Here is a 14,895-nt window from a genome sequence, read left to right on the forward strand (position 1 = left end):
AGCATGGCCGGTGGCGGTTAGTTATCAGGTTTCAGGTCCCGCAAGGGGAGGCACCGGCAAGCCGCGCCGTGCATAGAAGCCTTCCACAAAGGTCGTCAATGTACCCGCTTCGATTGCTGCGCGCAAATCAGCCATGACGCGCTGGTAGTAGCGCAAGTTATGGATGGTGTTGAGCATCGAGCCGAGCATTTCGTTGCAGCGGTCCAGGTGATGCAGGTAGCCACGGGAAAAATTCTGGCAGGTGTGGCAATCGCACTCTTCATCCAGCGGACGCGTGTCGAAGCGGTGCTTGGCATTGCGGATCTTGACGATGCCGTCCGAGGTGAACAGGTGCCCATTACGCGCATTGCGGGTCGGCATGACGCAGTCGAACATGTCCACGCCGCGGCGTACGCCCTCGACCAGATCCTCGGGTTTGCCGACCCCCATCAGGTAACGCGGGGTGTCGTCGGGCATCCAGGTGGGCAGGTAGTCGAGGACCTTGATCATCTCTTCCTTGGGCTCACCCACCGACAGGCCGCCGATGGCCAGGCCGTCGAAGCCAATGTCCAGCAGCCCCTTGAGCGAGCGTTCGCGCAATTCAGGGTACATGCCGCCCTGAATGATGCCGAACAGCGCCGAAGGCGAATCACCGTGTGCCGTGCGTGAGCGCTTGGCCCAGCGCAGCGACAGCTCCATCGACTTCTCGGCCTCTTCGAAGGTGGCTGGGTAGGGGGTGCACTCATCGAAGATCATCACCACGTCAGAGCCCAGCGAGCGCTGCACGGCCATGGACTCTTCCGGCCCCATGAACACTTTGCTGCCGTCCACCGGCGAGCGGAAATGCACGCCTTGCTCGGTGATTTTGCGCATCTCGCCCAGCGAGAAGACCTGAAAGCCGCCTGAGTCGGTGAGGATCGGCTTGTCCCACTGGGCGAAGTCGTGCAAGTCGCCGTGGGCTTCGATGACATCGGTGCCCGGGCGCAGCCAGAGGTGGAACGTGTTGCCCAGGATGATTTCCGCGCCGATCTCTTTCACCGACTCGGGCGTCATGCCCTTGACGGTGCCGTAGGTACCCACCGGCATGAAGGCTGGCGTTTCTACCGTGCCCCGTGGGAAGTGAAGGCGGCCCCGGCGCGCACGGCCGTCTTCCGCAAGGCGCTCAAAGCGCATAAAGCATTCGTTTCGCATCACAATCGCTCGTTGATCTATCGGGTGGCACAGCGCTAGCGGGTGAGCAGCATGGCATCGCCATAGCTGAAAAAGGCGTAGCGCTCTTCTACCGCCGTGCGGTAGGCGTGCATGATGTGTTCATAGCCTGCAAAGGACGACACCAGCATCAGCAGCGTCGACTCGGGCAGGTGAAAGTTGGTGATCAGTGCATCGACACAGCGCCACTGGTAGCCAGGGTAGATAAAGATATCGGTATCGCCGCTGAACGGGGCGATCTCGCCGTCGCTGCTTTTCATGCAGGCACTCTCCAGGCAGCGCACGCTGGTGGTGCCTACCGCCACCACGCGCTTGCCGGCCGCCTGGGTATCACGCACCTGCTGGCAGGTGGCTTCGGTGACCTCGATCCACTCGCTGTGCATGTGGTGTTCGAGGATATTGTCGACGCGCACGGGCTGAAAGGTGCCTGCGCCCACATGCAGGGTCACGAAGGCACTTTGAATGCCTTTTTCGGCCAGTGCATCCAGCAGCGGCTGATCGAAGTGCAGCCCCGCCGTAGGAGCGGCCACGGCACCGTCGCGGCGCGCATACACGGTCTGATAGCGTTCGCGGTCGCTCAGCTCGTCTTCCCGAGTGATGTAGGGCGGCAGCGGCATATGGCCGTGCTGCTCCAGCAGAGCAATCATCGGCGTGTCGCCCAGAAAGCGCAGCTCGAACAGCGCATCGCGGCGGCCTTCCACCACGGCATGAATGTCGCCTTCGAAGATCAGCTCGGTGCCCGGCTTGGGCGACTTGCTGGAACGCAGATGGGCAAGCCCACGGTGGCTGTCCAGCGGGCGCTCCAGCAGCATCTCGACTTTTCCGCCACTGGCCTTGTGGCCGTGCAGGCGTGCCGGTATCACTCGGGTGTCGTTGAATACCAGCAGGTCGCCTGGCTCCAGCAGCTCCAGCAGATCGGGAAAGCGACGATGCGCCAGCGCACCGCTCTGGCCATCCACACATAGCAAGCGGCAATCGCTGCGCTGCTCGGACGGATAGCGGGCAATCAGCTCATCGGGTAGCTCGAAATGGAAATCTGCTCGCTGCATGGGGAGTGCTCTTTCGGTGGTCAAACAAGCCGCCTAGGATAGCGCTTTAGGCGCATAAAGTCAGTTGATGTGATTGACCTTGCAGGTTAACTCCGTATAATGCGCCTCCTATGCCGGTGTGGCGGAATTGGTAGACGCAGCGGATTCAAAATCCGCCGCCTTTACGGGTGTGCCAGTTCGAGTCTGGCCACCGGCACCAAACATGAAGGGCCTGACGTTCAACGTCAGGCCCTTTTTTGTTCTGTCCAAAGTGTCCTTTCGTGTCACGGTATTCTGCCCGAGAGCGCCCATGTGTTTTCTAATGCTCTTAAACAGGGCATTACCCCCTCTTTTTTCAGGTTTCTTTCCTACTTCTTTATGAAATACTTGACCCCATTTGAATGGCGCCTTTCCGTGAGGCTGCCGGGGCGATGTTCGCCTAACTAACTAGAAAAAGCATTCGCCATGGGCGCTTGCGAACCTTCAGTGGAGATGTGCTCAATGGCGATGTCATCAGCCGATATTCTCAAGTCGACGCAGCCTGGCGTTGTCAACGGTCATTTGCTCAATGGCGTCAGGGTCAGCAGCGTAGAGGCTCAGGGCGCTTGGCAAGCACTTGCCGACACCCGTAGCGACGTATCGCGCATTGAGATACCGGCGGACCCCCATGAGCGTGTGGCCTTCGTGCGCCGCTGGATGGAAAAGAACCAGAAGACCCTCAAGCAAGGCGGTATGGCCGCTACATTGGTGCTGCCCTTGCTCGCCCAGCAGGCCTTGGCCGACAAGATGGTGCCAGTGAATGACCTGCAAGGCGTGTCAGAAGTCATTCGCCAGCCCAACGGCAGCCTCACACTGATGATGAACAGCGGCCAGCGTATCGAATTGATGGCGGCAGACGTGGCGCTGGCCAACGGACGTGTCGTGGTCGATGTGGACGCTCTCATGCAACAGCTCGGTAATGACAGCGGTCTTTTGGTGCCGCTCAGTCAGCTACCGGATGTGCAAACCTGGGAGCTGTTGCCTGACGGGAACGCTCTGGTGACGATGGCCGATGGGTCGCAGGTCGTGGTGCCACGCTGGGCGGTGGTCGAGCAGGGTGACCTGTTGTTGATCAGCCCCAGCGATGCCCTGCAGCAAGGCATTGCCGCTGGAGAAGATTTCGGTAATTTACTGTTCGTGCCAAGCGCCTCGTTTACGTCGGCACCATCGGGCGCCGCTGCCGCGGCGGGGACCACTGGCTCGAACAGTGCGCCGGTCAGCTCGTTTGCCGATATCCCACCATGGCTCTATATCGGTGGTGGTGCCATTGCGGTAGGTGCGGCGGCTGCCGGTGGTGGTGGCGGCGGTGGCAGCTCGCCACCACCTGAGCCAGCACCAGAACCAGAGCCAGAACCAACGCCAGAGCCGCCTGTAACGGTGAGCGGTTATGTCATTGATGGCTATATTTCAGGCGCTACCGTTACACGAGCGCTTGACGCTAATAGTGTGACGACCAATCGAGAAGGCTTTTTTGAGGGCTTGCAGGGCAGCGGTATCTTGACCGCGACTGGCGGGGTCGATATCTCGACCGGTCTGCCTTTTGTCGGTGAGCTGCGGGCGCCTGAGGGGGCGACCGTCATTACACCGCTCACCACTATGATGGTACAACTGGCTCAGCAGTTTAATTTGAATGATGCGGACGCCCAAACGGCTATTAAAACGGCGTTAGGACTCGACCAGCGTATTGACCTGGTGAACACTGACCCACTGGCTGAGTCGTCGCCGAACGCAGACTTGCTTATTGCCGGTGTCAAGGTTTCGAGTTTGTTGGCCATGGCTGCGACGGCAGGTATCAGTAATGAGGATGCTCTGTCTCTGCTGGCTGAGGCGTTTAATGAGGCTGATGATGTCGATGCGCCACTCAGTAATCAGGAAATGGCCGATTTACTGGGTTTGCCGACAATTGCAGGCCAAGTGACGCAGGCGCTGGATGCCATTGATGCGGCGGGTGAAAATCTGAATGTAGAGGCCTATCGTGAAGGTGTGCGTAACCCGCTGCGCGATGCACAGCGTGATGCGCAAAACCCTGATAGCAGCCTATCCGACACTATTGAAACCCGTGCTGACCTACCCTATTTGACGTTACAGCAAGCCGTTACGCTGTCACAAAATAACGAATTACCCTCTCAGTATTTGCTTAATCCGGACCAGCCCTTTGCGTCCGGTAATCTCGGGCTAACGGTGGCAGCTGACCGCTTGGTGCTTGTGCAGCAAATTCTGGAAGGTGACTACGATGCTGATAGTGCCCCCATCGCGCTTGAAGATATATATACGTGGGCTATTCGCGCACGTGTAGAAGATGTATTGGTGACAGGTGGTCTTGAGCGCCCAGCGGTATTGGGTGCCACACGTGTCATGGTAACCAACGACACCATTAGGCCTGACCAGTTTGCAGATTTAAACACGCTGGATAACTTTGTGTTGGGCAACACGATAGTACCTTATCGTTTGGAGCAGGCGCTTAATACATCTGAAATGCCTGCGAATTATACTCTTGACCCAGATACTCTACTGCTCAAAAACGACTTGACGCTTCGCGAAGCAGCGGAGTTGATTGATGCAACACGTTTGCTGATAGACCGTGCAGTTAATGCCGAAGAAGATGGTTTGACGCGAGAGATGCTGCTTGACTGGACTGTTTTGGATAGCTTCCAAAACGTTATTAGCGCGTCCAGCGCTGATCCTCAGTTGAATGAGGCGGGGCGTGTGAGTGTGACCGAATCCATAATTACACCGGCTCAATTTTCACAGCTGAGCAGGCTTGATAATTTTGACCTGGGTGTCACAGACGTTATTTATACCTTGGAGAATGCGTTGGCGGTAGAAACATTGCCCGCTAATTATGTTCTCGATTTAGATGCTCCATTGGATGCTGGTGTGGTCACTGTTTCTCAGGCGATTGCATCATTTGCGGATGTCTCTCGGGTTTTGCAAGGAGCTAATAATCAACCCCCTGTGTCATTGTTCCAGTGGTCGGTTAGTGACACAGCAAGTGCTATTATTGATAGTATTGAAGAGAGCGCCGTTACTGGGGCCAACCCTGTCGTGATTAGTGATCGTGCCATCACTGTAGAAGAGTTTGAGCTTCTTAATGGTCTGGATAATTTCCAGTTGGGAGAAACCGTCGTAAGTTATACGCTTTATCAAGCGGTTAACGCAGCGGTGATTGCGGAGAATTACGATATTTCAGATAGCTCTGTGTTAAATGCAGGTAGTTTGAGTGTCGTAGAGGCAGAGCAGTTGCTGAGCTCGGTAGAGTTGATTTTGTCAGGTGCTATGAACGCACAGTCCTTAGACGCGGACCAGCTCTTTAATTGGACTGTTGTAGATAGTGCGGATAATATTTTAAGTGCGGATAATGTGCCGCACCTGCTGAGAGCAACGTCAGTTAGCGTCAGTGATGACTTAATCACACTGTCAGAGTATGAAAGCCTCCTTGGTTTAGATAGTAACTACATAAGGACTGGCGAAGTCGTCGAATACACGCTGGAAGAAGCTATCCGAGCGGATGATAGAGGAACCTTGCTGAATGGCTATGCGATTAGTGTAGACAGCCTGCTTGACGCAGGGGAGGTGAGTGTTGCGGAAGCACAAGAGGCCTACCTACAGATCACTGAACTGGTAGACAGTGCTGAAAATCGTGACAGCTTAGGCGAGCGTCTACCTTTCCATTGGGTAGTCGTTGATGATGCCACCGTGATTATTGAAGACTTGTTCGAGAATCACGTTGCGTTAGCTGATCAGGTGTTTGTTTCAAATGCTGAAATTAGCCAGCCAGAATATGAGCGTCTTATCGAGTTAGAAAATTTCGACTTAGGCTCCACGGTCGTGCGATACACGCTTGAAGGTGCCGTCAATACAGATGTTGCGTTACCCGATAGCTATTTATTAGAGACAGATACCTATGCACCAAGTGAGCTGAGTGTTGCTCAGTCTCGCTCGACTCTTGAGCGTGTGGAGTTGGTTGTAGGTAGTGCTGATAATGCTGATAGTTTAAATGTCGACGAGCTTTTTAATTGGATCGTTCAAGATAGTGCAAGTGCCGTTCTAGCAATCGAGCAAGGTGCTGCTTTCATGGTTGGTGCTGACGAGATTCGTCTTACTGATCAGCAGATTACAGTTGATCAATTCGAATCTTTATTGGCGATTGAAAATGATAATCGGGGTTATCAGCGCGGCAATGAACAGGTTGAATACACCCTCGGCCAGGCATTTGAGCGAGGCCCCGATGATGTGGTAGATAATTATCTTATCAATACACAGCCGCAGCTTGTTCTGGAGTCCCTGGCAGCGGAAGATGCCATCGAGAATCTGTCTATCGTTCGCGAGTTGTTAGGTGGGGCAGAGAACTCGCCTGACCTGAGTAGCGTTTACTCCTGGAGCATTCTGGATAGCTACAACAATATTCAGTCACGCTTGGGTGCTTCTGCTCCTGACGGCCTCCAACTTGCTGAAAGTGTTGAGGTGACAGACGAAACGCTGACAGCAGCTCAATATGAGCAACTGATGGGTAGATTAGATAATTTCAGTTTAGGGGAAGAGGTAACCGTAGTTTACGCTGATATCAATGATGCACTTCGAGCTCAGTCGGCGGATATATTAGCGCCTGATGGTCGCTTCGTGCTGAATGATACTGCAACACCTTTTGTAGCGAAACTCGTCGTTGAAGAGGCTGCAAACGAGCTAACAAATGTGCGTGCAGTATTAGAAGCGGGTCGAAATGTAGAGAGTGATAACGAGACCGCTCAACGTCTGTTTGACTGGACGGTGAACGATACGGCAAGCAATATTATTCAAGCTATTGCACAAGATCATATTGTCTTGGCCGATCGTGTTCAAATTACGGATGCGCAGTTGACTTATGAACAGTACCAGTCACTCATTGGTCTTGGCAACTACGATTACAATAGTGATCCGGTGGAGATTTTGTATACGCTTGAAGAAGCGTTAGAAATCATTGAGTCAGAAGGGGTGGAGGCGCTTGTCAAGGGAGAAGAGGGCAATAGTGCAGGCTACCGTCTTGCTGATACAGAACTGTCGATTGGTGTTTTGACGGCGGAAGAAGTAAGACCCATTGTAGAGAGCGCCGTACTCGCCCTTTCAGGTGCGAACGCCCCTGTTCCCGCGGTGAATGAGCTGCTGAAATGGAGCGTTATCGACTCAGCTTCTGCCTTGTTGGCTACCCAATCGAATAATCAGTTTCCTTTGTATTTGACAGGCGCAGAACAGGTGTCGGTCAATAATGATATTCTCGCCATTGCAGACCTTCAGCGGTTACAACGGCTGAGTAATTTTGAGCTGGAAGATACGCCTGTCAGATTTATCTTTACCCGCAACTTGACGCTTGGTGATATCGAAAACATTGCTGATAGCTATGAAATTGTGGCAAGCAGGGTTGAAATACCCAACTTCTTACTTACTAGCGTGCCTAATGCTGAGACACGTTATCAGGCTACACAAGCCATTGTAGATGGAGCGCTTAATCGTCAAGCGGTGAGTGTTGAAGCACTGCAGACGTGGAGCATCACGAGCGCTCAGCCAGACGAGCTTCTTGCTGCGGGCGCCGCTCCGTGGATCAGCGGAGCGGACACGATTACATTGGATCTGGGTAGTAGTGCATCTCTGACTCCTGAGCAGTACGAGGCCTTTGTTACCTTAGGCAACGTAGATCTCGATAATGTTAATGTCAGCTATTCGCTAGAGGAAGCGATTGCTGAAGTCAATGCAGGGGGGGAGCTGCCCGGCAGTAATGAGGGGCGTCCGGGTAGCTATGAAATTAATGCTGGACAGCCATTCGATGCCGCATCGTTAGTGGTCAGTGAAGTAGAGTCTCTGTTAGTGACGGTAGAGGAGATTCTCTCAGGGGCAAGCAATGCTGAAAGTCTCGACCGTGAAACGCTGTTAAATTGGGTAATCGAAGATAGTGTTGATCAAGTGCTCAACTCAATAGGTAGTGAGGCTTTGTCTGCCGCTAGCAGTGTTCGGGTGAACGTGGACGAAATTAGCTTCCAGGACTTTGAAGTGCTCAGCGAGCTACCCAACTTTGACCAAGAAGGGCTGACCGTCACGTACCCACTAAGTGCTTTGATACAGCGCTCTCTGGATGGCTTAAGTCTTCCCGAGAATTATGCCTTGCAAACGGATCAAGCATCGTTCTTTGATGCAGGGGCGTTGGATGCTCGGGCAGCCGAGCGGTTGTTCGAGACATCGACATTACTCTTGGAGGGAGCGGTCAATAGCGATACTCCTCTATCGTCATTAGCCACTTGGGTAGTCCAGGATACCTATGCGAATATTTATACACTCAATGTAGCGGGTAATAATGGTGTTCCTGCTGAATTCTTGATCGATGATGCAGCAAGTATTGTCATTATTGATGACCCGCTCGAAAGTGATGATGAGCAAGACCTGAATATCACTTTTACGGTCAACGGCTATACCCACCAGCCAGGCGCCGCACCGGGGGGGAGCGTCACGCAGCTATCCAAAACGTTTAATGTTGACGGCCAAGCGGCTGACGGTATTGAGCTGATCACGGATTTCCGAGTAGGAAGTGAACCAGGCTTCGATCAGCTGTTCATCGACCTGACGGCCAATGAGTTCGATGCGCTGCGCGGTGATGAGCCTGGCTTTGAGCGCTATGACGATTTGACTGCGTTAGGTGAGGATATTGCGTTTGCCGTATTTACCACTGAAGAGTTCATGAATGGCACGGCAGGTTGGCTGGATCAACTTGGCCTGAACAGTGACGAAGTGGTGTACCTGTTGGCAGGTAATGGAGACACCCCCGACATTGAAGATGATGCTCAGCTATTCCGTGTTGAGCTCACAGGCAGTGACTTCGATACCCAGTTACTCGCCAACTTCGAAAATCTGGACCTCAACGGCTTCCTCGAAGAGAACTGGAATACCAACTACAGCATCACTTGATGCATGCGAAAGCCCCTGCAGTGGCAAGATAGGCCTGGCAGGGGCGGGCTTGTGTTGGTGTGCAGCGTAAATCATGCCACTATCAGCGCGTGGCCAGGCAATTGGCTGGCCACACATGTCATCACTTCATCAACCCAATGTCGCGGGAGACAACCCCATGGGCGTGACCTATCACGAAAGCAATGCGCGTATGAGCCAAGTGGCTGTTCATAACGGAACCGTCTACCTCGCGGGCCAGGTGCCAGCCGATGCCACGGTGGGCATGCGTGGCCAAACCGAGCAAGTGCTGGCGCGTATCGATGAGCTGCTGGCGCAGGCGGGCACTTCCAAAGAGCACCTGATCTCTGCGCAGGTATGGGTCACCGACATGGCCGAGTTCGCGGAAATGAACGAAGCGTGGGAAGCCTGGGTGGTACCGGGTCGTCCGCCGGTGCGTGCTGCGCTGGAAGCCAAGCTGGCCAAGCCCGAGTGGAAAGTGGAAATCATGGTCATCGCGGCACTGCCCGACGCCTGATCGGTTGCTTCAAGGCTGTCACGAGGGGGCGTTAACCGAGCGTTAACGCCCCCTCGATTTTTATTCTACGATCGTTTTATAGTGGAGCCTGCTTCTCTCACTTCCCGAACGGTACGGTCATGGTCCAGTTCGAGCTGCATAGCCGCAATCTGGCGCAAGAGCAGGTGGCGCACACCCACGATTTTCACCAGTTGATACTGGCCACGTGTGGCGTGACGGAACTGTCCATGGAAGGCCAGGGGGAGCGGGTGACCGCTCGCCGGGGCTGCTTGATCCCTTCGTCACGCCATCACGAGTATCAGGGCGATGGCAGCAACCGAACCCTGGTGCTGGATATCCCCGTGCAGCACTTGGCCACGCTGGAAAAGGGCAGTGAGATCGAGCGGCTATTCGATAAACCGCGCTTCTTTACCGTTCCCCCCGCCTTGAACCAGCTCACCCACGCGCTGGCCCATCAGTTGGAACAGTGCCCAGCCCTGCAAAACGAAATTGCCGCACTGTTACTGCGGGCGCTCTACATGTACCTGCAGGATGCACCGCTCCAGACGGCAGCCCAGATGGGCGCGCGCTGCATCAGTGAGCGGCTGGACCTGGAGCGCCTGGATGCCTGGCTCGATCAGCACCTGGCCGATGACATTCGTGTCGAGCAGATGGCCGCACTGTGCGCCTTGAGTCCCGGCCACTTTCATAGCTGCTTTCGTGAGCTGACCGGGATGACGCCGCTGGCCTATGTGCAGCGCAGGCGGCTGGAGCATGCACGTACTCTGGTACGCCATAGCGCCATGAGCCTTGGCCATATCGCCATGTTGGTGGGTTTTCGCGACCAGGGCAGCTTTTCCCGCGCCTACCGTCGTTACTTCGACATTTCCCCTTCGTCGGATCGCTAGCGTCTGAAACCGCTGCCTACCTGACTTACGGGCAAACTTGCCAGAGTTTCGGGCAAGCAACCGCTGCTGCATCGTCGTAGTCTCAAGAGAAGTTCGATGACGCTGGAGAGCGCTGATGCTACCACCCTTGTTTTATCCCCATACCCACACGCACGCGGTGGCCTTTGCTAACCATCGGGCCATTGTGCAAGGCCTCGTCTATCACCTGCAGGGGGAGTGGGCATGAAGGTCATTTCTGCCAAGGAAGTCGAGCAGCTTCTAGCCTGGCCAGGCCTGATCGAGCGCCTGCGCCACACCTTCGTGAACGGGGTGGAGTCGCCACCGCGCCACCATCACGCCATGCATCGGCCGGATGGCGAAGCCACCATGCTGCTGATGCCCGCCTGGGAAGCGGCAGGCTATATCGGGGTGAAGATGGTCAACGTGTTTCCGCAAAATGCCGAAAACGGCCTGCCGGCCATTTCCGGCCTTTACCTGCTCAGCGAAGGCCAACACGGCCAGCCGCTGGCGTGCATCGATGGCAGCGAACTGACCCGCCGCCGCACCGCCGCTGCTTCTGCGCTGGCGGCTCAGGTGCTGGCCAGGGAAGACGCCGAAACGCTGCTGGTGGTGGGTACCGGCAAGCTGGCCCCCATGGTGATCGAAGCCCACGCAAGCGTCAGGCCCATCAAGCGCGTGCTGGTCTGGGGGCGTAACCCTCACAAGGCAGCCGCCATTGCCGAAGAGTATGCAGACCGCTTCGATACCCAGGTCGTCGATACCTTGGCCACCGCCGTGGCAGAGGCCGACATCGTCAGCTGCGTGACGCTCTCCACCCAGCCCATCATCCGGGGCGAGTGGCTGACCCCAGGCACGCACCTGGACCTGATTGGTGCCTTTCGTCCGCAAATGCGCGAAACCGATGCCGAGTGCCTGCGCCGTGCCCAGGTGTTCGTGGATACCTACGCGGGGGCACAAGGTGAGGCGGGCGACATCCTGCAGGCCATCGAGGCAGGCGCCTTCCAGTTCGAGGAGATCCAGGCGGAGCTGGCCGACGTCTTGCGTGGCGAGAAGCCCGGGCGCACCAGCCCGCAGGCCATCACGCTGTTCAAGTCGGTGGGCGCTTCTCTGGAAGATTTAGCCGCGGCGATCGAGCTCTGGGAGTCGTTACCCGCTACGCTGAAGTAGCCCTTGCTAGCTCCAAATGGCCAAAGGACGGTGACCATGAAGTGTTTTTATCATCCTGATCAGGCGCTGCATGCGCCGCCCACTTTCCTGCTGCGTGGCCAGCTGGCGCCTTCCCCGGAAGGGCCGATGCGGGCCGAGCTGCTCACTCAGGGGTTGGCAAAGGTGGGCTTGGCGCTGGTGGCTCCGGGCGCGTCGGACTCGCCCCAGCTGCGCAAGCGGCTGGCGCGGATTCATACGCCGCGCTACCTGACCTTTCTGGAAACGATCCATGCCCGCTGGCAGGCGTTGCCCAACGCCGCCGCGCTGGTGGCGCCCAACATTCACCCCTGCGGCGGCGGCCACCACTACCCCCGCCACCCCATAGGCCAGGCGGGCTGGCACCTGCACGACATGGCTTGTCCGCTCAGCGCCACCAGTTTCCAGGGCGCATTGGCCTCGGCTGCTACGGCCGAAGCGGCGGCAGAAGCGGTGTTGGCAGGGGAGACGGTGACCTATGCGCTGTGTCGCCCACCCGGCCACCATGCCGGGCCCGAGCGGGCAGGCGGCTTTTGCCTGCTGAACAACTCGGCGCTGGCCGCGACCGTACTGCGTGAACGCTTTGCCAGAGTGGCGATCATCGATGTGGATTTGCACCACGGCAACGGCACCCAGGACATTTTCTACGCCAGAGACGATGTATGGACCGGTTCGCTGCACGCCGACCCCAGCGACTTCTACCCCTTTTTCTGGGGCGGGCCCGACGAAGAAGGTAGCGATGACGGCGTGGGCGCCAACGTGAACCTCCCCCTGCCGGTGGGCAGCGACGGTGAGGTCTATCTGGACGCGCTGGCGATTTTGATCGATCACTTGCAGCGTTTCGAACCGGATGCAGTGGTGGTCGCTCTGGGGCTGGATGCCCATAAGTCAGACCCGCTGGCCGGTTTGAACGTGGAAACCGAAGCGTTTATCGAGGTAGGCAAGCGTTTGGCCGCGCTGTCGCTCCCCATGGTGATCGTGCAGGAAGGCGGCTACCCCACCGAACATCTCAGCGCCAACCTGGCGGCCTTCATGGAGGGGTTTAACGCATGAGCGGTACCGGCTTCTACTGGCACGAACGCTGCTTCTGGCACGACCAGGGGGCCATCGGCGTGTTCTCGGCGCCGGGTGAATTCTTGCAGCCCCAGGCCGCCTCGGAAAGCCCCGAAAGCAAGCGGCGGCTGAAAAACATTCTGGAAGTCAGCGGGCTGATCGACGAGCTTTACGTGGTCAAGCCGCCCGCCGCCACGCTGGAAGACCTGCTGCGCTTTCACACGCCGCGCTACCTGGAAGAACTTCAGGCAGGCGATGCGGCAAGGGGCGGTAACGGCGGCGACTGCGCGCCCTACATGCCGGGCAGCTGGGCCGCCGCGACCCACTCGGCGGGCTTGGCCATCGCCGCCGTAGACGCCGTCGCCCGGGGCGAAGTACGCAACGCCTACGCCCTGTGCCGCCCGCCGGGCCATCATGCCGAAGCCGATCAGGGCCGTGGGTTCTGCCTGTTAGGCAATATTCCCGTGGCGGTGATGCGTGCCCAGGCGCTGGGCCAGGCCAGTCGCGTGGCGATTCTCGACTGGGACGTACACCACGGTAACGGCCAGCAGGCTGCGTTCTATCGCGACCCGAACACCTTCACCATCTCAATACATCAGGCAGCCAACTACCCACTGGAGAGCGGCGCTTTCGAAGAGCAGGGGGAGGGCGCTGGAACCGGGACGAACCTCAACCTGCCGCTGCCCCCTGGATGTGGCCTGGGGGCCTATGCGTATGCCATGGAAAGGCTGGTACTGCCTGCGTTGGAAGCCTTTCAGCCCGATCTCATCATCGTTGCCTGTGGCTACGACGCCTGTGCCAAGGACCCGCTGGGCAAGATGCTGCTCAACAGTCAGGCCTTCGCCACCATGACGGCGCAAGTAAAGGCCGTGGCGGAGCGCTGTTGCGCTGGCAAGCTGGTGATCGTGCACGAAGGCGGCTACTCCGAAGGCTACGTGCCGCTCTGCGGCCATGCGGTGGTCCAGACGCTGGCGAGCAGCACGACCGCCGTGTTCGACCCGCAAAACGACGAAATCGCCGCCTGGGGGTATCAGGCGCTGCAGCCGCACCAGCAGGCATTGATCGATACCTGGCAACGACAGTGGGAGCAAACCACCCGATGACACCTCTTCATGATCGAGACGGCTGGATCTGGCAGGACGGCCAGTGGCTTGCCTGGCGAGATGCCAGGGTTCATGTGTTCACCCATACGCTACATTACGGGATGGGCTGCTTCGAGGGCGTGCGGGCCTACGCCGGTGCGCAAGGCCCGTGCTTGTTCCGGGTGGAGGAGCATACCCGCAGGCTCGTGGAAAGCGCCCACGCGCTGGATATTCCGCTGCCGTTTCGTGAAGCCGAGCTGATCGATGCTCAGTGCAAAAGCATCACCAAAAACGGCTTGCAGGATGCCTACCTGAAGCCCACCGTGTTTCTGGGTTCAGAAGGCCTCGGGCTGCGCGCCCAGGGGTTGACCACCCATGTGATGATCGCCGCCTGGGATTTGGGGCCGTACCTTTCACCGCAGGCCGCGACCCATGGATTGCGTGCCTTGACCTCTTCCTGGGCGCGCCACCATGTCAACATCAGCCTGTGCCGCGCCAAGACCAGCGGCCACTACGTGAATTCGATGCTGGCGCTCAACACGGCGGTCAAGGCCGGGTTCGATGAGACCATCATGCTCGACCCCGAAGGGTACGTGGCCGAGGCCTCGGCGGCGAATGTCTTCCTGCTGCGCGATGGCGTGCTGCACACCCCGGAAGTCACCTCTTGCCTGCAGGGCATCACCCGAGACAGCGTCATACAACTGGCCCGCGACGTGCTGGGCATCGAAGTGAAAGAGCGGCGTATCACCCGCGATGAGCTGTACACCGCCGACGAAGCCTTCCTGACCGGCACCGCTGCTGAAATTCTGCCGCTCAGGGAGCTGGATGGACGACGCATTGGCCATCGTGCCGAAGCGCCGCCGCCCAGCGAGCCGATACCTGCCCACAGCGTCACGGCGCAGCTGCAGCAGCTCTATCGCCAGGTGGTACGCGGCGAGCTGGAGGCCTACCAGCACTGGCTGACCCCGGCATGAGAGGGGAGTGGCGCCGGG

9 protein-coding genes and 1 tRNA gene are annotated in these 14,895 nt (G+C 57.5%); 8 read left to right on the forward strand and 2 right to left on the reverse strand.

The window, feature by feature from the left end:
* Positions 1-24: 24 nt before the first annotated feature.
* Together tgt and queA are read right to left on the reverse strand one after the other, a co-directional pair.
* Entirely contained in the window at positions 25-1,152 is a 1,128-nt protein-coding gene (gene tgt / locus IE091_RS02585) for a tRNA guanosine(34) transglycosylase Tgt (protein ID WP_039180272.1), read from the reverse strand.
* Positions 1,153-1,205: 53 nt separating this feature from the next.
* Positions 1,206-2,237 carry a tRNA preQ1(34) S-adenosylmethionine ribosyltransferase-isomerase QueA gene (gene queA / locus IE091_RS02590; protein ID WP_039180267.1) on the reverse strand — a complete coding sequence of 344 codons (1,032 nt, stop codon included), beginning with the start codon at positions 2,235-2,237 and terminating at the stop codon, positions 1,206-1,208.
* Between the two features lie 112 nt (positions 2,238-2,349).
* Between queA and IE091_RS02595 the strand changes: the two genes are divergently transcribed.
* From IE091_RS02595 to IE091_RS02630, 8 genes are all read left to right on the forward strand, one after another.
* A tRNA-Leu gene (locus tag IE091_RS02595) sits at positions 2,350-2,436 on the forward strand.
* A gap of 281 nt (positions 2,437-2,717) precedes the next feature.
* Positions 2,718-9,185: a calcium-binding protein gene (locus IE091_RS02600; protein ID WP_189462724.1), complete on the forward strand. Its 6,468-nt coding sequence runs from the start codon at positions 2,718-2,720 to the stop codon at positions 9,183-9,185.
* Between the two features lie 157 nt (positions 9,186-9,342).
* Positions 9,343-9,699, forward strand: a complete 357-nt coding sequence (locus IE091_RS02605; protein ID WP_039180261.1) for a RidA family protein — start codon at positions 9,343-9,345, stop codon at positions 9,697-9,699.
* A 119-nt stretch (positions 9,700-9,818) separates the two neighbouring features.
* Entirely contained in the window at positions 9,819-10,586 is a 768-nt protein-coding gene (locus tag IE091_RS02610; protein ID WP_189462725.1) for a helix-turn-helix transcriptional regulator, read from the forward strand.
* A 222-nt stretch (positions 10,587-10,808) separates the two neighbouring features.
* Complete coding sequence (gene lhpI, locus IE091_RS02615) at positions 10,809-11,753, forward strand: bifunctional Delta(1)-pyrroline-2-carboxylate/Delta(1)-piperideine-2-carboxylate reductase (protein WP_189462726.1); 945 nt, start codon at positions 10,809-10,811, stop codon at positions 11,751-11,753.
* Positions 11,754-11,789: 36 nt separating this feature from the next.
* On the forward strand, positions 11,790-12,821 hold the full coding sequence (locus tag IE091_RS02620) for a histone deacetylase family protein (RefSeq protein WP_189462727.1): 1,032 nt from the start codon (positions 11,790-11,792) through the stop codon (positions 12,819-12,821).
* Positions 12,818-13,924, forward strand: coding sequence for a class II histone deacetylase (locus tag IE091_RS02625; RefSeq protein ID WP_189462728.1), 1,107 nt, complete (start codon positions 12,818-12,820; stop codon positions 13,922-13,924). Before IE091_RS02620 ends, IE091_RS02625 begins: the two co-directional genes overlap by 4 nt.
* Complete coding sequence (locus tag IE091_RS02630; RefSeq protein WP_189462729.1) at positions 13,921-14,877, forward strand: branched-chain amino acid transaminase; 957 nt, start codon at positions 13,921-13,923, stop codon at positions 14,875-14,877. The genes IE091_RS02625 and IE091_RS02630 overlap by 4 nt, the downstream gene beginning before the upstream one ends.
* Positions 14,878-14,895: the final 18 nt, after the last annotated feature.

The organism is Vreelandella hamiltonii (genome assembly GCF_014651775.1).
GTDB lineage: Bacteria > Pseudomonadota > Gammaproteobacteria > Pseudomonadales > Halomonadaceae > Vreelandella > Vreelandella hamiltonii.